The sequence below is a fragment of the Rhodococcus sp. 2H158 genome, assembly GCF_053764755.1.
This window is the reverse complement of record NZ_JBSNCE010000029.1, coordinates 15,927-37,535: the sequence shown is the minus strand read 5'-3', so window position 1 is coordinate 37,535 and position 21,609 is coordinate 15,927. Positions and strand designations below refer to the sequence as shown.

At 72.7% G+C, this 21,609-nt stretch carries 17 protein-coding genes; 2 read left to right on the top strand and 15 right to left on the bottom strand.

Annotation, left to right across the window (positions count from 1 at the left end):
* Nucleotides 1–18: 18 nt before the first annotated feature.
* The 14 genes from ACWPOB_RS23635 to ACWPOB_RS23570 all read right to left on the bottom strand — a co-directional run bounded on the left by ACWPOB_RS23635 (nt 19) and on the right by ACWPOB_RS23570 (nt 18,644).
* The gene (locus ACWPOB_RS23635) at nt 19–1,419 is read right to left on the bottom strand and encodes an NAD(P)-binding protein (RefSeq protein WP_455402312.1); all 1,401 of its coding nucleotides are present in this window, start codon (nt 1,417–1,419) and stop codon (nt 19–21) included.
* A 34-nt stretch (nt 1,420–1,453) separates the two neighbouring features.
* The gene (locus ACWPOB_RS23630) at nt 1,454–2,872 is read right to left on the bottom strand and encodes an FAD-binding oxidoreductase (RefSeq protein ID WP_455402311.1); all 1,419 of its coding nucleotides are present in this window, start codon (nt 2,870–2,872) and stop codon (nt 1,454–1,456) included.
* A 97-nt stretch (nt 2,873–2,969) separates the two neighbouring features.
* Nucleotides 2,970–6,074 (bottom strand): ATP-binding protein, encoded by a 3,105-nt coding sequence (locus tag ACWPOB_RS23625; protein WP_455402310.1) that lies wholly within the window; start codon nt 6,072–6,074, stop codon nt 2,970–2,972.
* Nucleotides 6,075–6,194: 120 nt separating this feature from the next.
* A complete protein-coding gene (locus tag ACWPOB_RS23620) occupies nt 6,195–7,109 on the bottom strand; it encodes a 3-methyladenine DNA glycosylase (protein ID WP_455402309.1) in 915 nt (304 codons plus the stop codon).
* 67 nt (nt 7,110–7,176) lie between these two features.
* The gene (locus ACWPOB_RS23615) at nt 7,177–8,262 is read right to left on the bottom strand and encodes a hemolysin family protein (protein ID WP_029543826.1); all 1,086 of its coding nucleotides are present in this window, start codon (nt 8,260–8,262) and stop codon (nt 7,177–7,179) included.
* Nucleotides 8,259–9,635: a hemolysin family protein gene (locus ACWPOB_RS23610; RefSeq protein WP_100057652.1), complete on the bottom strand. Its 1,377-nt coding sequence runs from the start codon at nt 9,633–9,635 to the stop codon at nt 8,259–8,261. Before ACWPOB_RS23610 ends, ACWPOB_RS23615 begins: the two co-directional genes overlap by 4 nt.
* Nucleotides 9,636–9,924: 289 nt before the next feature.
* Nucleotides 9,925–11,364 (bottom strand): GuaB1 family IMP dehydrogenase-related protein, encoded by a 1,440-nt coding sequence (locus tag ACWPOB_RS23605; protein WP_455402308.1) that lies wholly within the window; start codon nt 11,362–11,364, stop codon nt 9,925–9,927.
* 10 nt (nt 11,365–11,374) lie between these two features.
* The gene (locus ACWPOB_RS23600; protein WP_100057651.1) at nt 11,375–12,244 is read right to left on the bottom strand and encodes a DMT family transporter; all 870 of its coding nucleotides are present in this window, start codon (nt 12,242–12,244) and stop codon (nt 11,375–11,377) included.
* A 42-nt stretch (nt 12,245–12,286) separates the two neighbouring features.
* A complete protein-coding gene (gene gndA, locus ACWPOB_RS23595) occupies nt 12,287–13,738 on the bottom strand; it encodes an NADP-dependent phosphogluconate dehydrogenase (RefSeq protein WP_455402307.1) in 1,452 nt (483 codons plus the stop codon).
* Nucleotides 13,739–13,808: 70 nt separating this feature from the next.
* The gene (locus ACWPOB_RS23590; RefSeq protein WP_455402306.1) at nt 13,809–14,762 is read right to left on the bottom strand and encodes a M56 family metallopeptidase; all 954 of its coding nucleotides are present in this window, start codon (nt 14,760–14,762) and stop codon (nt 13,809–13,811) included.
* 17 nt (nt 14,763–14,779) lie between these two features.
* Nucleotides 14,780–15,202 (bottom strand): BlaI/MecI/CopY family transcriptional regulator, encoded by a 423-nt coding sequence (locus ACWPOB_RS23585; protein WP_006936801.1) that lies wholly within the window; start codon nt 15,200–15,202, stop codon nt 14,780–14,782.
* A gap of 9 nt (nt 15,203–15,211) precedes the next feature.
* Nucleotides 15,212–16,135 carry an ABC transporter ATP-binding protein gene (locus ACWPOB_RS23580; protein ID WP_455402305.1) on the bottom strand — a complete coding sequence of 308 codons (924 nt, stop codon included), beginning with the start codon at nt 16,133–16,135 and terminating at the stop codon, nt 15,212–15,214.
* On the bottom strand, nt 16,132–17,229 hold the full coding sequence (locus ACWPOB_RS23575; RefSeq protein ID WP_455402304.1) for a FecCD family ABC transporter permease: 1,098 nt from the start codon (nt 17,227–17,229) through the stop codon (nt 16,132–16,134). Before ACWPOB_RS23575 ends, ACWPOB_RS23580 begins: the two co-directional genes overlap by 4 nt.
* Nucleotides 17,226–18,644, bottom strand: a complete 1,419-nt coding sequence (locus tag ACWPOB_RS23570) for a FecCD family ABC transporter permease (RefSeq protein ID WP_455402303.1) — start codon at nt 18,642–18,644, stop codon at nt 17,226–17,228. The genes ACWPOB_RS23575 and ACWPOB_RS23570 overlap by 4 nt, the downstream gene beginning before the upstream one ends.
* Nucleotides 18,645–18,788: 144 nt before the next feature.
* On the opposite strand from ACWPOB_RS23570, the gene ACWPOB_RS23565 reads away from it, so the two are divergent.
* Nucleotides 18,789–19,508: a hypothetical protein gene (locus tag ACWPOB_RS23565; RefSeq protein WP_455402302.1), complete on the top strand. Its 720-nt coding sequence runs from the start codon at nt 18,789–18,791 to the stop codon at nt 19,506–19,508.
* 213 nt (nt 19,509–19,721) lie between these two features.
* A complete protein-coding gene (locus tag ACWPOB_RS23560; protein ID WP_100057825.1) occupies nt 19,722–20,168 on the top strand; it encodes a PaaI family thioesterase in 447 nt (148 codons plus the stop codon).
* Between the two features lie 30 nt (nt 20,169–20,198).
* Here the strand turns inward: ACWPOB_RS23560 and ACWPOB_RS23555 are convergent, their stop codons facing one another.
* Entirely contained in the window at nt 20,199–21,578 is a 1,380-nt protein-coding gene (locus ACWPOB_RS23555) for an NAD(P)/FAD-dependent oxidoreductase (RefSeq protein WP_100057824.1), read from the bottom strand.
* Between the last annotated feature and the right edge of the window lie 31 nt (nt 21,579–21,609).

Here is a 21,609-nt window from a genome sequence, read left to right as displayed (position 1 = left end):
GGCCGGGCGGCCGGGCGCTCACGCGGCCCGCCGGGCGTCGTCGAGCAGTCCGGTGAGGTTGGTGAGGGCGGGGCGGACGTGGGTGGCGAATCGCCTCGTCGCTTCCCGGACGAGGGGCCGGTCGACGCGGTGCCGGAGCCCCCGGGACGTGTTGAGGCGGGAACGCTCGAGCCAGTCCGCCATGTCCGGTTCCTTCGACCACGCGTACTCGGCGCTCGTCTCGACGAGCGTTCCGCGGATCCAGTCGAGGGGGACGTCCGGTAGCCGGTTCGGTGGGCAGAGCCGGTTCTTCTCGACCAGGTCCCGGCCGGTGGCCTCCACGAATCCGACGAGGGCGGCGTTGAACGAGATGAGCCCGGTGCGGATTGGTTGCAGCGTGATACGGCCCTCCTCGAAGATCGGGACGGCCGGGGCCGGGTTCAGGCCCGGGGCGGCACAGTGCACGTGCAGGTGGTCGGGCCCGGTGCCGATCGTTCCGTGGTCGAGCACGATCTCGTCGCGTGCGATGCGCCGGACGTGCCCGAGGCGGACGACGTCGTCGATGCGGCGGAGCTGGGCGAGTTCGGCAGTGCTCGCCGTCGGCCCCTTGTACATGGTTGGGGTGACTCGCTCGTCGACGCGCAGCAGCTGTTCGCTCGCCTCGAGCCGGGCGAACAGGTCGTGCGTGCTCGTCGCCTGCGCTGCGGCTTCCATCTGCCGGGCGAGTCCGTCGATCAGGTTGCCCACCAGTTCGCCGCCCTGCGCGAACCAGCGGTTGCGCAGCCAGGCCTCGCGCGGTTTGATCCAGCGGACGGCGGCCGGTGGCACCCCCATCTGCAGCAGCCACAGGCACGCGTCCATCGCCGTCTTGCCGGCGCCGATGACGACGTACCGCTCGGCAGGATCGGCGACCCGTGCGAGCGCGTTCACCGGGACACAGCGGACGGCGGGGGCGACGTCGAACGGCGGGGCGAACGTCGCCGGGACCGCCGGCTCGAGGTAGGTGGCGTCGACGAGCGCCGTGCGGACCGTCACCTCGTACCGGTCGGCGGAGACCCGGGAGACGAAGCGGTGGTCGCCGACGTACTCGCTCATCGGGAAGTACCGCACGGATCCCGATGCCAGGAGACGCCGGCGCATGACGCGGTCGTAGTACGCGCAGATCTCGGGGGCGCCCGCCTGCTCGTACATGCCCCGGTTCGGGCCGACGTCGTCGATGGTGTCCGCCCCGAGCGGCAGTGAGTTGACGCCGTAGTACGCGGACGGCTGGTGCAGCCGCACGAACGGGTAGGCCTCGTGCCAGTGTCCGCCGGGTGCGTGCCGCCGGTCCACCATGACGACGTCCGCGTCGGAGTCGGTGATCAATGCGTCCGCGAACGCCATGCCGGCCGCGCCGCAGCCGATCACCAGATAGTCCGTTTCCAGCCTGTGGGTGGGCATGTCCCGTTCCTCTCCGAGCAGGTGCGGTTCCGGGCTACCGGTCGGGTGCGGCGGGCCGGATGTTCTGGTTGATGTGGAAGACGTTGTCCGGGTCGTAGCGCCGCTTGATCCGGGTGAGCCGGTCGTAGTTCCCGCGGTAGGCGGCTTCGACCCGGTCCTGTCCCTCGCTCATCAGGAAGTTGACGTAGGCGCCGCCGGCGGAGGTCGGGTGCAGTTCCTCCCAGTAGTCGCGGGCCCACCGGGTGATGAGGTCGGCGTTGGCGGGGTCGGGGTCGACGCCGACGATGACCCCCGCCCATCCGCCGCCCCGGTACGCGAAGGGGGTCGCGTCCTCGGGGACGCGGCTGGTGGCGCCGTCGATGGGATAGAGGTGCATGGTGGAGTGACCGGTCGGCAGCTGCTGCCCGTACCTGCAGTGCACGTCGATCGCGGCGTCGGTGATCTCGTCGAAGAAGTCCGCCCGCCAGTACCACTGCAGGCCGGGCGGGTAGAGGCCGTCGAATGCGCTCTGCAGCACGGTGAACGGCATGTCGTGCAGGCCGACCAGCAGCGGCGAGCCGTAGGTCCGGATGGGCTCGAGCACCTCGTCGGCCTTGGCGTGCGGTCCGGTGTAGCACCAGACGATGCCGCAGCACCTGCGGCCCCAGAGGTCCTCGGGAAACGGGGCGGCGGGTGGGACGGTGAGCAGCGCGATCCAGCCGCTGAGCTCCTCCGGGAGCGCCGGCAGCAGTTCCCGGTACCAGCGCATGACGTCGGCGGTGTCGGCGAGGTCGTAGAGCACCGGGCCGCCGACGATCACGCCGGCTTCGCCGATGTCGTGGCAGCGGAAGGTGAAGGAGGTGACGACCCCGAAGTTCCCGCCGCCGCCGCGCAGCGCCCAGAACAGGTCGCTGTGCGAGCTCTCGTCGGCCGTCACGAGCGTGCCGTCGGCGAGCACCACGTCGGCGGACAGCAGGTTGTCGACGGTCAGCCCGAAGCGCCGGGAGAGATAGCCGATGCCGCCACCGAGGGTCAGCCCGCCCACGCCCGTGGACGAGAGGAAGCCGGACGGGGTGGCCATGCCGAAGGCGACCGTGGCGTGGTCGACGTCGCCCCAGGTGCATCCGCCGTCGACGCGGACGGTGTGGTGTGCCGGATCGACCGTGGTACTGCGCATCAGGGACAGGTCGACGACGAGCGCGTCGTCCCACACGCCGAGTCCGCCGGCGTTGTGCCCGCCGCCGCGCACGGCCAGGGTGAGGGCGTGGGCGCGCCCGAAGCGGACGCAGGAAACGACGTCGGCGGCGTCCCGGCAGCGTGCGATCGCCGCGGGGTGTTTGTCGATCATGCCGTTGTAGACGGCACGCGCCGTGTCGTAGCGGGTGTCGCCGGGGGTGATCAGGTCGCCGCGCAGGGCCGCGGCCAGGTCGTCGTACGGCACCGCGCCGGCCGACCGGGTCGAGATGGTGGTCACGGGAGCCCCTTTCGGGTCAGTCGCTCGCCGGTGCGGGCGTTGTACCGTCGACCCTAGGAAGGGGGCGTTCGCGCAGCGTTCGAGTGCGCGCAGCCCGTCACGGGGCCGGGGGAACGCCCGGGAGCGGCAGGTGAACGCCGCGTTCGGCGAGGTCCCGCGCGCAGCGCCGCAGCAGGGCGGCACTGCCGTGGGCGGCCGCGGTCCGGGCGGCGGCGCGCAGCCGCGCGATCGCGGCCTCGTGGTCGTCGTGCGCCGCGCGCATCCGCATCACCTCGGGCAGCCACCACAGGTCGTCGCGGGCCTGTCCGGCGACGAGGGCGGCATCGAGCGCGGCGCGGGCGGCGCCGGGATCTCCTTCCCGCACCGACAGGTCGGCGAGCAGCGAGAGCCAGTACGGCATCCGGGCGAACGAACCGGCCGATCGGAGCGTGTCGATGCCGCGCCGCGCCTGCGTGAGTCCGGCCTCGCCGCCGCGGGACCAACCGCCGAGAATCAGCGCCCACTCGCTGTAGTAGGCGAAGCCGTACCGGACGCACAGGTCGGTCAGTTCCCCGACGGCGACGTCGAGGGCGGCGGGGTCTGCCCGCATGTGGTGGGTGATGCCGCTGTAGGCCAGGGCGACGGCCAGGCTGTACGGATGATCGATCGTGCGGGCCAGCCGGATGGCCTCGTTGCAGCAGGTCAGTGCGGCGTCGTTGTGGCCGAGCAGCCAGTGGGCGTGTGCCGCCCAGGCGCTGCCGTGCACGTCGGGCCGGGTGCCGACGGTCAACGAGGGAGCGCCCCGGGTCAGTTCGGCCGCGAGGTCGAAGTGGTGGAGTGCCTCCTCGGGGCGGCCGAGCTCGACCGCCGAACCGGCGAATGCGAAGTGGGCCGATCCGCTCAGCGGGGAGCCGGGGTCGACGAGGGTCAGGGCGCGGGTCGCCACCTCGTGGGCGCCGGCGATGTTTCCCTGCACGAACCGCGACGACCAGAGCCCGACGAGGCCGGCCAGGAGGGAGTCCTTGCGGCCGAGGGATTCGGCCAGCCCGATCGAGCGCTCGAGGGTCTGTTGCAGTTCGGGGGAGGAGTAGCCGTATCTGGCGTTGAGCGGCGCCGCCATCGCTTCGCGGACGGCGAGTTCCTGTACGGCGGCGCTGCGCCCCTCGAGTTGGGTGCGGACGACGGCGAGCGCCTTCTTGTGCAGTCGGATCGCCTCGGTGTGGGCGAAGGTGCTCGAGGCGACATCGGCCGCGCGACGGTAGTAGGCCACTGCCCGGTCCGGTCGTCCCCCGCGGGCGTATTGCTCGGCGAGTTGCGCCGAGACGCTGTCGAGGTCGTCGACGTGCAGCAATTCGAGGCTCTGCGCGAGACGGCGGTGCAGCAGCCAGCGCTTGGGCGGGCTGATCCGGGCGTAGGCGGCGTCGCGGAGCAGGTCGTGGGAGAAGTCGTAGCCGTCGCGGAACTGTCGCAGGATTCGGCGTTGCCACAGCTCGTCGACGGCGCGCACCACGGCGTCGGCGTCGAGGTCGCTGGCCTCGGTGAGCAGATCGAGGGTGAAGTTGCGGCCTACCGCCGCGGCGAGTCCGGCGACGTCCCGTGCGGCGGGGCTCACCTGCCCGATCCGGTCGTGCAGCACATCGGCCAGGCTGCCGGCGGGGGCGAGGCCCGGGCCGCTGTGCATCGCTTCGATGATGTAGAGCGGGAAGCCTCCGGTGGTCGCGTGCAGCAGTTCGGCGTCCTGCGGGTCGAGCGGGCGCCCGCCGAGCGCCTCGGCCAGGCGGGCGGTGCCGGAGACCCCCAGGGGCTGCAGTGGCAGCTCGGTGAGCAGACCGGCGGTCCGCATCCGGACGGCCCATTCCTCGAGGTCCCGGCTCTCGTCGGTGTCGTCGGTGCGGGCTGTCGCGGCCACCATCAGGGGCGCGTCGGGGGTCAGGGACAGGCAGAACGTCAGGAACGTCAGCGTCTCCGGGTCGCACCACTGGATGCTGTCGAGGGTCAGCAGGACCGGGCGGCCGCCGCCGATCAGGGCCCGCGCCAGGCCTTCGAAGAACCGGAGGCGTTGCCAGGCGTCGACCATCGCCCGGAAGCCGGCACCGGGTTCCGGGCGGGTCGTGCCGGACGGTACGAGCCTGTCGACCTCGGCGCGCCAGAGCGGGTCGAGCGCAGCGAGCGCGGGCTGCACCGCGGGGTTGCGGAGCCAGTCCGCGACCGGGGCGAGGGCGAGCCGTCCGGACGTTCCGAAGCACTGGGTGCTCGCCACCACCGCGGGGTGTGCGCGGGCCGTGTCGGCGATCTCGGCGACCAGGCGGGTCTTGCCGACGCCGGCGCCGCCGGTGACGAGGACAAGGGTGGGGCGGCCGGCGGCCGCCGTGCGCCACGCCTCGTGCAGCCGACGGAGTTCGCGTGAGCGGCCGACGAGGCCCGGGGCGGCGAGTCCGGGCCGCCCGGCCGCCGGCTCGACGGTCGGACGGGCGGCCGGGGTGGGGGCCGCGTGGGCGAGCAGGCGGTCGGCGAGTGTGCGCGTCGCCGGGTCCGGTACCACCCCGAGTTCACGTTCGAGGAGGGCGGCGCAGCGGTGATAGGTGCTCACCGCGCCGGCGCGGTCGCCGTGCTGGGCCTGCAGGTTCATCAGGGTGCGGTATCCGCCCTCTTCCAGGGGCCGCAGGTGGATCCGGCGGCGGGCGGCGTCGATCGCCCCGGGGAGGTCGCCGGTGCGGGCCCGGAGCCGGCACAGCAGATCGCACAGGTCGACGCAGTGCCGTTCGAGATCCGAACGGGCCTCGAGGATCCAGTCGTCGTACATGCCGGGCAGCAGGGAGCCGCGGTAGTCGGCGAGCGCCGTGGTGGCGTGCCGCAGCGCCGCCTCGTCGTCGCCGCTCGTCGCGGCCGCCCGGGCGGCGTGGTACTCGACGGTGAAGGTCCGTAGGTCCACCCGGCTGGTCTCGGTGTCGCGCCAGCACAGGTCCCGGGAGGTCACCTCGACGGCCGGGTCGTCGTCGAGGGCGCGACGCAGGTGGTGCAGTTCGCGGCGCAGGTTGGTCAGGGCCTGGGCGGTCGTCGAGTCGGGCCAGAACAGCGGGGCGATGAGCTGGCGGGGCTGGGGAACTCCCGCGTGGAGGGCGAGGAAGGCGACCAGGGTCGTGCCGCGGGGGGACCGCGTCACGACGGCGCCGGTCGCGTCGTCGGTGATCGACTGCTCACCCAGGACGGAGACGTACAGCATCGGGTCGTGGCCTCTCCAGACTTCAGCGTAGACCCGGCGGGGAGGGATATCGATCGTCGCGGGTGCGGCGCTGCGCGCCGGGGACGTCCCGGGGAGAGGGCAGGCAGCGGCGGTGTCCGCTCACCGGCCGCCGGCGTGCTCCCGGTCGGCGTCGAGCAGTCGGTGGCACCGGTCGAGCAGCGCCGCGCGCAGCGCGGTGGACCGCTCGGCCAGGACCGTCTGTTCGCGGACGTACTCCGCTCGTCCGCGGGGTGTTTCGATCCGCACCGGGGGGTAGCCGTACTCGCTCAGGTCGTACGGGCTGGCCCGCATGTCGAGTTCCCGGGCGGCGTAGGCCAGCTCGAAGCAGTCGACGGTCAGGTCCGAGTCGAGCAGCGGGGTGAGCTTGTAGCAGTATTTGTACAGGTCCATGGCGGCGTGCAGGCAGCCCGGTTGTTCCCGCCGTACCTGGTCGTCGCGGGTGAGCGGCTCGATGTTGAGGGGGCCGGCGTCCGGGGTGAAGAACCGGTACGCGTCGTAATGCGTGCAGCGCAGCTGCAACGACTCGACGACGGCGTCGGTGCCGGTGTGCCCGAGGCGCAGTGGTACGGCGCCGTGGCGGACGTCTTCGGGCCGAGTGCGGTAGAGCATCGCCCATTCGTGGAGACCGAAGCAGCCGAAGTGCGCGGGCCGGGAGGCGGTGGCCGCGAGCAGGCCGGTGACGTATCGGACGGTCTCGCGCCGCCGGGCCAGGTGGGCGGGGTCGACCGTGACCCCGGTACCGGTGGTCCGGTAGCCCCGCAGGGTGGCGTACTCCGCCGACGCGGAGCCGGCGAGGGTGGTTCCGAAGCCGGGGTGCCAGCGCATGAGCTGGGACGGCGTGAAGCTGTAGTAGGTGAACAGGAAGTCGATCACCGGGTGGGTGGCGCCGCGCGCTCGCCGGTCGAGGTAGGGGCCGAGCAGCGCCGTCAGCCGGTGGCGGTGCCGCTCCCGGCGCGGCAGCCACTGCTCGGGTGCCAGGACCGTGCTCACGGTTCCTGCCCGTAACGACTGCATCGGTGCTGCAATGATTCCATCGCGGCGCCGCGCCGGCCGGCGGGCGCCGGGGTGGTCGGGGCGGGGTTCACGTCCGGGGTCCCGGTCCCGGGTCGGCGATCCGGTGGGTGGTGTCGCGCACGGTGCCGACGAATTGTTCGACGAGATCCTCGAGCGCGACGATGCCGATCACCCTGCCGTGCTCGTCGACGACTCCGCCGAGGTGGGAGCTGGTGCGCCGCAGCAGCGACAGGGCGTCGTCGAGGGGGGCGTCGACCGGCACCGGCGGCAACGGCCGGATCTCCGCGGTCGCGATGATCGTGTCCGGTCCCGCGGACTCGTCGCGGACGAGGTCGAGCACGTCCTTCAGGTGCAGGTAGCCGGCCAGTTCCCCGGCCGGGGTCTCCGCCGGGTACCGGGAGTAGCCGGTCTCGATGACGGCCCGCTCGACGGCCCCGAGGGTGGTGCCGGCCGGGCCGAGCGGGACGGTGCGGACCCCGGACAGGGGGATCGTCACGTCGGCGACGGTCCGTCCGCTCGTCGCGAGTGCCTTGGTCAGGCGCCGGTGTTCCTCCTCGTCCAGCAGCCCCTCGGAGCGGGACTCGCCGATCATCTCGGACAGTTCGATCTCGGTGACGGTGACGTCGAGTTCGTCCTTCGGTTCCACCCGCAGCAACCGCAGGCTGACGTTGGCGCACAGGTTGTAGAAGGCGATCAGCGGCCGGGCCACCTTCATGAACAGCAGGTGTGCCGGCACGAGCAGCATCGCCGAGCGCTCCGGTCCGGCGATGGCGATGTTCTTCGGGACCATCTCGCCGAGCAGGATGTGCAGCACCACCACGATCGCGAGGGCGAGCGCGAAGCCGATCGGGTGCAGCAGGGAGTCCGGGACGCCGAGCGCATGCATGGGTTGTTCGATCAGGTGTGCGATCGCCGGTTCGCCGACGCGGCCGAGCAGGATCGAGCAGATGGTGATTCCGAGCTGGGACCCGGCGAGCATCAGCGACAGGTGCTCGCCCGCGTCGATGACGGTCCGTGCCCTCTTCTTACCCTGCCCGACGAGGGTTTCGAGCCGGTCGCGGCGGGCGGTGATGAGGGCGAACTCGGCGCCGACGAAGAAGGCGTTGCCGGCGAGCAGCAGGACGGTGAGCAGCACCGCGAGCCAGTCGTTCATCGCCGGTCCCCCGTCTCGTCGTCCGGTGCGTGGTCGTCCTCGTCGGCGTCCTCGTCGACAGGGACGAGCAGGACCCGGTCGATGCGGTGCCCGTCCATCTCGAGGACGCGGGCCCGCCACCGGTGATCGGCGTCGCCGGGCCGGTGCGGCAGCAGCACCTCGTCGCCGGAGGCGGGGATCTCCCCGAGCTCGGTGAGGAGCAGGCCGCCGAGGGTCTCGTACTCGCCGTCCGGGGCGAGGTATCCCGTCAGGTGGGCCACCTCGTCGATGCGGAGCAGCCCGGAGCAGGACCAGCCCTGCTCGACGCGCTGCGCCTCGGGCTCGGGTTCGTCGTGCTCGTCGCGGACGTCGCCGACGATCTCCTCGATCAGGTCCTCCATGGTGACGATGCCGGCGGTGCCGCCGTACTCGTCGACGACGAGCGCGACCTGCATGCCGTCGGAGCGGACCCGTTCCATGACCGCGTCACCGTCGAGGGTGGACGGCACGACGGGCACCTGCCGGGCGAGGGTGCGCAGCTGGGTGTGGGCGCGGCGCCGCGCGGGCACGGTGAACGCGTGCTTGACGTGCACGACGCCGACGGTGGCGTCGAGATCGCCGTCGACGACGGGGAAGCGGGAGTAGCCGGTGCGTGACGAGGCGTCGATGAGGTCGAGGACGGTGTCGTGGATGTCGAGTGACTCGATGGTCACGCGGGGGGTCATGAGGTCCTCGGCGGTGCGTTCCCCGAAGCGCAGCGAGCGCCCGACCAGCAGCGCGGTGTTCTCGTCGAGGGCGCCGCGTGCCGCCGAGGCCCGGACCAGGGAACCGAGTTCCTCCGGGGAGCGCGCCGAGCGCAGTTCCTCGGCCGGTTCGATGCCCAATCGCCGCACGATCCGGTTGGCGGCGCCGTTGAGCCCGACGATGGCCCACTTGAAGACCAGCGAGAAGCCGGCCTGCAGGCCCGCGGTGGCGCGGGCGGTGGCCAGGGGCCGCGCGATGGCGAGGTTCTTCGGCACGAGCTCACCGAAGATCATCGAGAACGACGTGGCGATGATCAGCGCCAGGGCCAGGGAGATGCCGGAGGCCACGCCGGCGCCGAGCCCGGCCGCGCGCAGCAGCGGGTCGAGGAACCGGGCGAGGACCGGTTCGGCGAGGTAGCCGGTGATCAGCGTGGTGATGGTGATGCCGAGCTGGGCGCCGGAGAGCTGGAAGGACAGGGTGCGGTGGGCGTGCTGTACCTGTCGCGCGCGCAGGTCGCCGTCGCGGGCGTGGGCGTCGACGGTGCTGCGTTCGAGGGCGGTCAGGGAGAATTCGGCCGCCACGAACACGGCGGTGCCCGCGGTCAGGGCGAGGAAGCCGACCAGGCTGAGAATGGCCAGGAAGACGGACATCAGCACCGTCCCCGTGGCGGAGGGGAGCTCCGCTCCGGTGCCGACCGGGAGCGCCGCTCCGGTGTCGAGTAGGTCCCGCCGGGTTTGTCACCCGGCTCGCTAGGGGAGCCCTCCGAACCGGCGGAGTCGGACTCCGCGTCGGCCGCGGTGGCCAGGGGTCGTGTCGAAGTGGTGGTGGGTGCCGCGGGCACCGGGTTCCTTTCGTCGGGCCCGATCATCGAAAGGGGCGGGCGTTTCACGGTGAGGCATCATTCTACGGGCCGTGTCCGGCTCCGCAGCGGCGGTGCGGTCACCAACCGGTGGGCAGGGGCCGTCCCTCGGCGAAGCCGGCCGCCGATTGGACCCCGAGCACGGCCCGCTCGTGCAGGTCCTCGAGGGTGCGGGCGCCGGCGTAGGTGCAGGTGCTGCGCACCCCGGAGCAGATGTGGTCGATCAGGTCCTCGACGCCCGGCCGTTGCGGGTCGATGCGGATGCGGGAGGTGGAGATGCCCTCCTCGAACAGGGCCTTGCGGGCGCGGTCGAAGGCGGAGTCGTCGACGGTGCGGGCGGCCACCGCGCGCTTGGAGGCCATGCCGAAGCTCTCCTTGTAGGGGTGGCCGGTCTCGTCGTAGTGCAGTTCGCCGGGCGATTCGTAGGTGCCGGCGAACCAGGACCCGATCATGACGTTGGCGGCGCCGGCGGCGACGGCGAGCGCGACGTCGCGGGGGTGGCGCACGCCGCCGTCGGCCCACACGTGCGCGCCGAGGTCGCGGGCGGTGCGGGCGCATTCGGCGACGGCGGAGAACTGGGGGCGCCCGACGCCGGTCATCATGCGGGTGGTGCACATGGCGCCGGGGCCGACGCCGACCTTGACGATGTCCGCGCCGGCGTCGAGCAGTTCGCGGGTGCCGGCGGCGGAGACGACGTTGCCGGCGACGAGCGGGACGGGCAGATCGAGCGCCTTGATCCGCTTCAGGGCGTCGAGCATCTTCTCCTGGTGCCCGTGCGCGGTGTCGAGGACGAGCAGATCGACGCCGGCGTCGACCAGCCCGGCGGCCTTGGCGGCGACGTCGCCGTTGACGCCGACGGCGGCAGCGATGCGCAGGGCGCCGTCGGCGTCGACGGCCGGGCTGTAGATGCCGGCGCGGACGGCGCCGGTGCGGGTCAGGACCCCGGCGAGGGTGCCGTCGTCGTGGGTGAGGACGACCAACGGGTCGTGCTTGGCCTCGAGCAGCGCGAACGCCTCCCGCGGGGACGAGCCGACGGGGGCGGTGGCGAAGTCGCGGATGGCGACCGAACGCAGCCGCGCGAACCGGTCCACCTCGCGGCAGGACGCCTCGGTGACGACGCCGACGGGGCGGCGGTTCTCGTCGACCACCACGACGGCGCGGTGGGCGCGTTTGGGCAGCAGGGCGAGGGCGTCGGAGACGGAGTCCTCGGGGCCGAGGGTGACGGGGGTGTCGGCGACGAGGTGGCGGCTCTTGACGAACGCGACGGTCTCGGCGGCGGTGCCGGCCGGCAGGTCCTGGGGGAGCACGACGAGCCCGCCGCGGCGGGCGACGGTCTCGGCCATGCGGCGGCCGGACACGGCGGTCATGTTGGCGACCACGATGGGGATGGTGGTGCCGGAGCCGTCGACCGTGGACAGGTCCACGTCGAACCGGGATGCGACGGCGGACCGGTTCGGGACGAGGAACACGTCGTCGTACGTCAGGTCGTACGGGGGTTGGTGACCGTCGAGGAAGCGCACCCGGCGAATGCTACGCGCCGGCGGCGGCGGGTGCGGTGAGCCGGGCCTGGCTGCGTGAGAGCGCCACCGTGGCGATCAGCATGACGCCGACCGAGGCGACGACCAGGGCGAGTCCGGGGCCGTCGACCCGGAGCCGTTCGTCGAGGACGGTCATGCCGAGGAAGACGGCGGCGAGGGGCTCGCCGATGGTGACGGCCGGCAGGGATGCGGCGAGCGGGCCGGCCTGGAAGGCGCGTTGCTGCAGGTAGACGCCGAGGAGGCCGGCGGTGACCAGGGCCCAGGTCTGCCAGGCGCCGACCACGGGCCGCAGGCCGTGCTCGAACAGGTCGGTGACGTACTTGGTGAACGCCACCGCCACCCCGTAGAGCAGGCCGCTGGCCGCGCCGAGGGCCAGCGCCCGGGTGCCGCGGTCGCGGCCGAACAGCCCGATCGCGGTGGCGGCGAGCACGACGGCGCACACCACGCCGAGCGGGAGCACCCACTCGTGCCCGGGGGCGTCGATCTCCCCGGCGGTGGGGTCGCCGACGACGAGGAACACGACGAGAGCCGCGCACAGCGCCGCCGCGGTCAGCCAGGTGGGACGGGTGATGCGAGACCCGGAGAACGCCGCGGACAGGGGGAGGGCGAACAGCAGCGACGACACCAGCAGCGGCTGGACCACCAGGACCGGCCCGAGGGCGAGCGCGGCGACCTGCAGCAGGTAGCCGCCGCCGTCACCGAGTACCCCGGCCCACCAGCGGGGGCTGCGGATCAGGGCGGCGACGAGGGACTCGCCGGCGGGGACGGCTTCGGCGGAGCGCTGCTGGGCGACGCTGGCCGCCGCGAACAGGATCGCGGCGGCCAGCGCGCACACGACGGACGCCGTGACGGTGCCGCTCATGGGCACAAACTATGCCCTACGGCGGCGCCGGTGCGGGCGCGGTCAGGCGCGGATCTCGCTGCGGTCGCCGCTCCAGAGGGTGTGGAACTTGCCGTCGGCGTCGATGCGCTCGTAGGTGTGGGCGCCGAAGAAGTCGCGCTGGCCCTGGGTGAGGGCGGCGGGCAGGCGTTCGGCGCGCAGCCCGTCGTAGTACGACAGCGACGAGGCGAACGCGGGGACGGGGATGCCGAGCATGGTGGCGGTGGCCACGACGCGGCGCCAGCTGTCGATGCCGGCTTCGATGGCCTCGCGGAAGTAGGGGGCGAGGATCAGGCTGGGCAGCTGCGGGTCGGCGTCGTAGGCCTCCTTGATGCGGTTGAGGAACTGGGCGCGGATGATGCAGCCGCCGCGCCAGATGGTGGCCAGGGCGGCGCGGTCGACGTTCCAGCCGTATTCGGCGCTGCCGGCGGCGATCTGGTCGAAGCCCTGGGCGTAGGCGACGATCTTCGACGCGTACAGGGCGCGGCGGATGTCCTCGGTGAACTGTGCGGCGTCGGCGGGCTTGTCGCCGAGGGCGCCGGAGGCCAGGCCGCGGGCCGCCGCGCGCTGGGTGCGGGAGCCGGACAGGGCGCGGGCGAAGACGGCCTCGGCGATGCCGGTGACCGGGACGCCGAGGTCGAGGGCGGACTTGACGGTCCAGCGGCCGGTGCCCTTCTGCTCGGCGGCGTCGACGATGACGTCGACGAGGGGCTTGCCGGTGGTGGCGTCGGTCTGGCGCAGGACGTCGGCGGTGATCTCGATCAGGTAGGACTCGAGGGTGCCGGTGTTCCACTCGGAGAACACGTCGGCGATCGTCGTGGCGTCGTAGCCGAGGGCGTCGCGCAGCAGGTTGTAGGCCTCGCCGATGAGCTGCATGTCGGCGTACTCGATGCCGTTGTGCACCATCTTCACGAAATGGCCGGAGCCGTCGGGGCCGATGTGGGTGCAGCACGGGGTGCCGTCGACGTGGGCGGAGATGGACTCGAGGAGGGGGCCGAGGGCCTCGTAGGACTCCGTGGGGCCACCGGGCATGATCGACGGGCCGTTGAGGGCGCCTTCCTCGCCGCCGGAGATGCCGGCGCCGACGAAGTGCAGGCCGCGTTCGCGCAGCGCGGCTTCGCGGCGGATGGTGTCGGTGTAGAGGGCGTTGCCGCCGTCGATGATGATGTCGCCGGGTTCCATCGCGTCCGCGAGTTCCTCGATGACCGCGTCGGTGGCCTCGCCGGCCTTGACCATGATGAGCACCCGGCGCGGCTTCTGCAGGGCGGCGACGAACTCTTCGATGGTTTCGGTGCGCACGAAGTCGCCGTCGTCGCCGTGGGCTTCGAGCAGGGCGTCGGTCTTGGCGACACTGCGGTTGTGCAGCGCGACGGTGTGGCCGTGGCGGGCGAAGTTACGGGCGATGTTCGATCCCATGACGGCCAGGCCGGTCACGCCGATCTGGGCGCGGGGATTCTCGGTGCGTTCGACGGTCATGGGTACAGCTTCCCCCGAACCCGGACGGGATCGAAATCGGGGGCGTGCTACGGGTGGGGCCGGCGCCGGTTCACCAGGCGCGCAGCAGGCGGCCGAGTTCGGTCAGCCACGGCACGGCGACCGCGATGGTGGGCACGACGAGGATCGCGGCGGCGGCGGCGTACGCGATGACGGCGGTGCGCAGGTCCGGTCCGGGTTCGGCGAGGCGTTTGACCCGCAGCAGCGTGGAGGGGCCACCGACGGCGAGGGCGCCCTGGGGGGTGCGGGCGCCGGCGCAGGCCACCAGGGCCCGGGCCAGCGGGGTGGGGCCGGTGACGCGCACGGCGGAGTCGTCGGCGAGCATCTCGACGAGCAGCTGCACCGAGCCGAGCGCCGACTTGGACCGCACCCAGCGGGGGAACGCCTCGTAGACGGCGGTGAACGCCTCGAGCACGAGGTCGTGCCGGGCCCGCAGGTGCGAGTGCTCGTGTCCGAGGACGGCGCGGATCTCGTCGTCGGCGAGGTGGTCGAGGGTGCCTTCGCTGAGCACGACCCGGTGCCGCAGGCCCGGCAGACAGTAGGCGACGGGTTCGGCGGTGTCGAGGACGCGCACGTGGGACAACTGGCGCACCGACGCGCCGCTGTCGCGCCGATCGAGCAGGTCGACGAGCATGCGGTGCCGGGCCCGGCGGCGGCGGGTTCGGACGCCGACCCGCAGAATCGAATACATCAGCCGTGCACCGATCAGCAGGGTGAGGGCGAAGACCACCACGTAGGTCAGCCACAGGGGCAGGCCGAGCGCGTCGATTTCCTGCAGCGGGGCGGTGGTGGGGCGGCCGTCCTCACCGGGGACGAGCAGCAGCGACGCGATGGCCAGGCCGGAACTGAACGCGGACAGCACGGCCGCGAGGGCCACCGCCTGCCACAGCACCAGGGCGGCGCGGGGGTTGCGGTACGGCCATGTGGCACGACTGAGCAGGGCCGGTACCGGCCCTGCCAGCAGCAGCGCAAGGATGCCGAAGACCAGCGCAGTGGTCGCGTTCATGGCACCGAGTGTGCCAGTCAGCTCGCCCGACCGGTACCCGGGTCGGCGACGGCGGGACGGGCGTGCCCTTCCTCCTCGGCCTCGAGGGCGGCGAGGGCCTCGCGCAGCGCGGCGGCCTCGTCGGGGTTGACACGCCCGATGAAGTGGACGAGGGCGGCGACCCGGCCGGCGGACTCGTCGGCCTGATCCAGGGCGTCGACCATGAGGCTGGCGACGAGTTCTTCGCGGCCGTGCACGGGGACGTAGCGGTGGGCGCGGTCGTCGCGCTGCTGGATGACGAGGTTCTTCTTCGCGAGGCGCTGGAGAACGGTCATGACGGTGGTGTACGCGAGGGAGCGCCGGGCGGCGAGGGCCTCGTGGACCTGCCGGACGGTCTGGGGTTCGGTGGAGGACCACAGGTGGTCCATCACTGCGCGTTCGAGTTCTCCGAGTGCTGCCATGACACGAGTTTACCGGGTCTCCGACGAGCGTGTCGTACTACCCGAAGTAGTACGTGTTCTCGTGGCCGCCGGGCCGCCCGCGGTGCCGACGACGTGGCGGGTGCCGATCGGCACGATCAGCGGCCGGTCCGAAACCGGATCGTCGATCACCGCGGCGTCGAGCGCGAACACCGCCCGCAGCAACTCCTCGGTGATCACCTCCGCCGGCGCCCCCGACCGCACGATCCGCCCGTCCTTCATCACCACGAGATGGTCGCTGTAGCGGATCGCGAGATTCAGATCGTGCAACACCATCACCACGGTGCGCCCCAGCTCCGAGTGCAGGCGGTCGACGAGGTCGAGCACCTCCACCGAGTGCGCCAGATCCAGATAGGTGGTCGGTTCGTCGAGCAGCAGGATGTCGGTGCCCTGCGCCAGCGCCATCGAGATCCACGCCCGCTGTCGCTGCCCGCCCGAGAGCTGATCGACCGGGCGGTCGGCCAGCTCCGCGATGCCGGTGCGTTCCAGCGCGACGGCGACCTCGCCCTCGTCGTCGGCGGACCACTGGCGCAGCCACGACTGGTGCGGATGCCGCCCGCGCGCGACGAGGTCGGCGACGGTCAGGCCCTCCGGCGCGACGGGGGCCTGCGGCAGCATCCCCAGCACCCGCGCGACGTCGCGGGTGCGCATCGAGGAGATCGCGTGCCCGTCGAGCAGCACGGTGCCGCGACGCGGGCGCAGCAACCGGCCCAGGGCCCGCAGCAGGGTGGACTTGCCGCAACCGTTGGGACCGATCACGGTGGTGATCACGCCGGTGGGCACGGTCAGATCCAGGTCGTCGACGACGAGCCGGTCGCCGTAGCCCAGGGCCAGGTGCTCGGCGACGAGCCGCGGCGACGCGGCCGCGGCCGACGGGGCTGCGGGCGCGCCGACGCCGCGGGAGATGCCGGTCATACGGAGACCTTTCGGTTGGAGCGCACGAGCAGATACAGCAGGAACGGGCCGCCGAGCGCGGAGGTGACCAGCCCGACGGGCAGGGCCACCGGCAGCACCGTCCGGGCGAGGATGTCGGCCGCGACGACGAGCGCCGCCCCGGCCAGGGCCGAGGCGATCAGCGGCGGACCGGGGGAGCGGACCAGCCGCAACGCGACCTGGGGGGCAGCCAATGCGACGAACCCGATGGGGCCGGCCGCCGCGGTGGCGATCCCGGCCAGCGCGCACGCGGAGAGCAGCAGCACCGCCCGCTGGGTCTGCAGCCGCACCCCGAGCGAGCGGGCGGTGTCGTCCCCGAGGCGCAGCGCGCCCATCGTGAACGCGCCGGTGACGAGCCAGCCGCCGAGCACGGCGAGCGCGAGCGCCGTGGGCACCACCTGGGACCACCCGGCGCCGTTGAGCGACCCGGTGAGCCACACCTGGGCCTGCGAGACGTCGTTGATGTCGGCCGAGACGAGCATCCAGTTGGTCAGCGCGACGAACAGGGCGTTGGCGCCGATGCCGATCAGCACCAGCCGGAAACCCTCGACTTCGCCGCGCCAGGCCAGCACGTACACCGCCGCCGCGGTGAGCAGGCCCCCCAGCAGCGCCGCGAGCGGCAGGCCGAGCGCGCCGAGCGCCCCGCCGAGCACTCCGGACCCGGTGGCGACGATCAGGGCGACGGCGGCCGCGCTCGCCCCGGCCGTGATGCCCAGAATGTCGGGGCTGGCCAGGGGATTGCGCGAGACCGTCTGGGTCAGCGCCCCGGAGACGGCCAGGGCCGCGCCGACGAGCACGGCCGCCAGGCCGCGGGGCAGCCGCAATTCGAGCACGATGAACCGGTCGAGCTGTTCCCCGCCGCCGGCCAGGACGGTGAGCACCTGCGGCACCGACAGCGGATAGTCGCCCCGGCCGAGGCCCACGCACAGCAGCAGGAACGTCGCCACCACGAGCGCCAGGCACACGACCACCATGCGCGGGCGCCACACGAGCGAGACCGGGCCGAGCCGCAGGGCGGGGCGGGACGGGACCGTCGGCCGGTCCGGTGCGGGATACGTCGTCGCGGGCGCGGTCACAGCGCCACCAGCCGGCGCCGACGGACCAGGGCGATGAAGAACGGCGCCCCCATCAGCGCGAGCACGATGCCGACCTGCAGTTCGCCGGGCCGCACGACGATCCGGCCGATCACGTCGGCGAGGACGAGCAGCGCGCCGCCGAGCAGGCCGGAATAGGGGACCAGCCAGCGATAGTCGGGTCCGGTGACGGCCCGCGCCACGTGCGGGACCACGAGCCCGATGAACGCGATCGGCCCGCACGCCGCCGTGGCCGCGCCGGTGAGCAGGGTGATGGCGACGATGCCGACGGTGCGGGCCGCGACGACGTTCGTGCCGAGGGAGCGGGCCACGTCCTCGCCGAGTCCGAGGACGTTGAGGCCGGGCGTGTTGGCCACCGCGACGACGAGCCCGGCCGCGAGGAACGGCAGCACCTGCCACAGCGCCTCGAGGTCGCGTCCGGCGACGGAGCCGACGATCCAGAACCGGTATCCGTCGAGGGTGGTCTGGTCGAGCAACACCACCGCATGCGTCATGGCCTGCAGGAAGAAGGCGACCGCGGCGCCGGCCAGGGCCAGGCTCAGCGGCCCGGCGCGGCCACCACCGAGGGAGGACAGACCGAAGACCACGAGGCTGGCGGCGAGGGACCCGGCGAAGGCGAACCACAGGTACTGGGCGGGCGTCGACATGCCCAGCAGGTAGATCGAGAGCACCACCAGGAACGCGGCGCCCGCGTTGAGGCCGAGCAGTCCCGCGTCGGCCAGCGGATTGCGGGTGTGGCCCTGGATGAGGGCGCCGGCGACGCCGAGTGCGATGCCGACCACGAGTCCGAGGACCGTGCGCGGGATCCGCAGGGTGTGCACGATGACGTCGGTGTCGGAGCCGTCGTCGACGGTCAGCGCGTGGACGACCTCGGCGATGGTCATCGGTCGCGCGCCGACGGCGATCCCGGCCAGCAGCACCACCCCCAGCACGACGCCGATGGCGAGCAGGCCGAGGAGCCGGCGACGGCGGAGCGCCGCGACGCTCGTGTCGGCGGCGCGGGGGGTGAAGCCCTCGGCGGCGGCGACGCGGTCGGTGACGACCTCGGTGCCGCGCCGCAGCAGGCTGCGCCGCGTGCCGGCCGGGCCGCCGTCCGCGGCGTCGCGCGTGATCAGGCCGGTCCACTGCTTGCCGAGGCTGCACCCGGCGCTGCCCTCGCGGTGCCCGCGGTTCCACCATTGCAGGCCGACGGTGGCGGCCAGTGCGGTGCCGCCGAAGACGACCCGGTCGGTCTGCCCGCCGCCGTTGGCGTCGGCGAGTGCCTGCACGAGCAGCAGGCCGATGCCGGCGGGAACGGCGAGCAGGGCCAGGTCGAGGGCCTCGGCGACGAGGCGTCGGGCGAGGGAGGGAGGCGCCGCGGCGGAGGCCGGCGTGTCCGGGGGTCGGAGGGTGGTCACAGGGGCGGGCTCCTCGGGGGGACGCGAACTCGGCCGAACGGAGGTTAGGTTACCGAACCCTATCTTCCGGGGTTGCGTCCGCCGGCCCGCAATGTAATGGTTAGGCTTACCTAAACACAGCAGCTCGCCGATCAGGAGGTGTGGATGACAACCCTGCTGCCACCCCGATCCACCGCAGCGCAGGTCCGCGCGTTCGTGGACACGGACGCCCGCCTGCGCCTGCTGACGCCCCACGCCCCGCGCGTCTACGCCGTCGCCCGCATCGACGACGAGCCGCGCCGCCGCTGGTGGCGGCTCGCCGACGCCGAGCGGGACCGGCGGATCGCGCTGCTCCACGCCCGCGCGCTCGAGGACGTCGCCGACCCGCGGATCGCCGCCGACCAGGTGGCCGGCGCCCTCGTCCACGTCGTCGCGGGCCGGGTGCTCGCCCCCTACCTGCTCGAGGCGCGCTGCTGGGACCCCGGACTCGACAACCTGTGGATCCACCAGGACAGCGACGGAGGCATCGACTGGGCCGCGGTCGCCGACGACACCCTGCGCGTGCTGCCCGACGACCCCGCGGCCGCCGACGACACGGTCGTCGTGCTGCCGTGCGAGGAGGCGCTCGCGCGGTGGACCGCCCACCGGGCCGGCACCGCGCTGCACGCCGTGCACGCCTCTCTGGCGCTGTGCGCCCCCACCGACGCGCTGCGGTTCTGGTCGCTCCTGGGCCGCGCCGTCGTGGCGGGCGCGGCCCAGATTCCCCTGCTGGCCGGCACCTCCCGCTCCGTCGCGGCGCGCCGCGGCCAGCTTCTGCTGGACGCGTTCCTGGCGCTGGGCGTGCCGGTCCGAGGGCTTGCAAAATTAGGCAAGCCTTGCCTATAGTCAAGAGTGTTGCGACCGCCGGACCGCGCCGGAGTCCTGAGGGCTGCAGAGACTCCCGGTCCTTCCCACGGCGGGCCTCGCGTCCACGACGCGAGGCCCGCCGGCTCGTCCCGGCACTGCGTGCCACCGGCGATGTCCTAGCATCCCTTCCAGGCCCGGCGACCGCCGCCGGGCCCGCGCCAGGGAGCTGGCACGACCCGGACGGAGTGACACATGACCGATCTGCCCACGCAGGAGCACCTGACCGACCCCGCGGCCGTCACCGAACAGCACAACAACGGCTTCGGCGCCGTCCTCGGCCTCGAGTTCACCGAACTCGGCCCGGACCGGGTCCGCGCGCACTGGACCGTCACCCCGACCCAGCACCAGCCGTTCGGCATCGTCCACGGCGGCGTCTACTGCGCGGTCGTCGAATCCGTCGCCAGCTTCGCCGGCAGCATCTGGCTCGGCGACCGCGGCAAGGTGGTGGGGGTCAACAACAACACCGACTTCATCCGTGCCACCCGCGAAGGTGTGCTCACCGCCACCGCCACCCCCATTCAGCGCGGGCGCAGCCAGCAGCTGTGGCAGGTCGCCATCACCGACGAACAGGACCGCACCGTCGCCCACGGGCAGGTGCGCCTCGCCAACATCCTCGATCCCGACGCCCTGGGCCACTGACCACAGCGGTGGGGTCCGCCGGAACCGGCCTCAGCCCGCGGCGCGGCGGCTGCGGCTGCCGCGTTCGGCCTCCTCGGTGTGTCGCTGCAGCCGATCGATCGCGTTGCGGGCGAACACCTGCTGCTCCGTCGAGGCCATCTCGTTGCGGCCCCGGGTCAGGAACGTCGTGGCCCACGACAGCAGGGTCGACAGCTTGTTCGAGAACCCCACCAGGTACAGCAGATGGATCCCCAGCCAGGCCACCCAGCCGACGAACCCGCTGATCTCGAGCTTGCCGACCTTCGCGACCGCGCTGAAACGGCTGATCGTGGCCATCGAACCCTTGTCGAAGTACTTGAACGGCTTGCGTTCGGCCGGACTGTGACCGGACAGGCCCGCCACGATCTGCCGCGCCGCGTACTTGCCGCCCTGCATCGCCACCTGCGCCAGGCCGGGCAGCTTGTCCAACGCCATCATGTCGCCGATGACGAACACGTTCGGGTGACCGGGCAGCGACAGGTCCGGGTTCACCTGGACCCGGCCCGCCCGGTCGACCTCGGCGCCGGACTGCTCGGCGAGCTGCCGGCCCAGCGGGCTCGCCGACACGCCCGCCGACCACACCTTGCACTGCGAGTCGATCCGGCGCTCGGTGCCGTCCTTCTCCTTGATCGTCAGACCCGTCGCGTCCACATCGGTGACCATCGCGTTGAGCTGGATCTCCACGCCGAGCTTCTCGAGGGTCTGACGGGCATTGGCGCTGAGCTTGCCCCCGTACACCGGCAGCACGTCCGGCGCCCCGTCGAGCAGCACCACCCTCGCCGACGACGGATCGATGTTGCGGAACGCGCCCCGGAGCGTGTGATGGGACAGCTCCGCGATCTGCCCGGCGAGTTCCACCCCCGTGGGGCCCGCCCCGACCACCACGAACGTGAGCAGCCGCCGCTGCTCGGCCGGATCCTCGGACAGCTCCGCCTGCTCGAATGCCCCGAGGATCCGTCCTCGCAGCTCGAGCGCGTCGTCGATCGTCTTCATGCCGGGCGCGAACTCGGCGAACTGGTCGTTGCCGAAATACGACTGCCCGGCGCCGGCGGCGACGATCAGGCTGTCGAACGGCGTCACCGTCTCGTGCTCGAGGAACCGGGACGTGACGGTCTGCTGCGTCAGATCGATCGACTCGACGTCGCCGAGCAGCACCTGCGCGTTCTTCTGCTTGCGCAGCACCAGGCGGGTCGGGGGCGCGATGTCGCCCACCGACAGGATGCCCGTCGCCACCTGGTACAGCAGCGGCTGGAAGAGGTGGTGCGTGGTCCGAGCGACGACGGTGACGTCCACGTCGGCACGTGCGAGGGCCTTGGTGGCGAACAGACCCCCGAATCCGGATCCGATCACCACGACATGGTGACGACGCGGCTCAACCGACTGGATGCTCATTCCGTGCTCCTCGCTGTCTCGGGTCGACCGG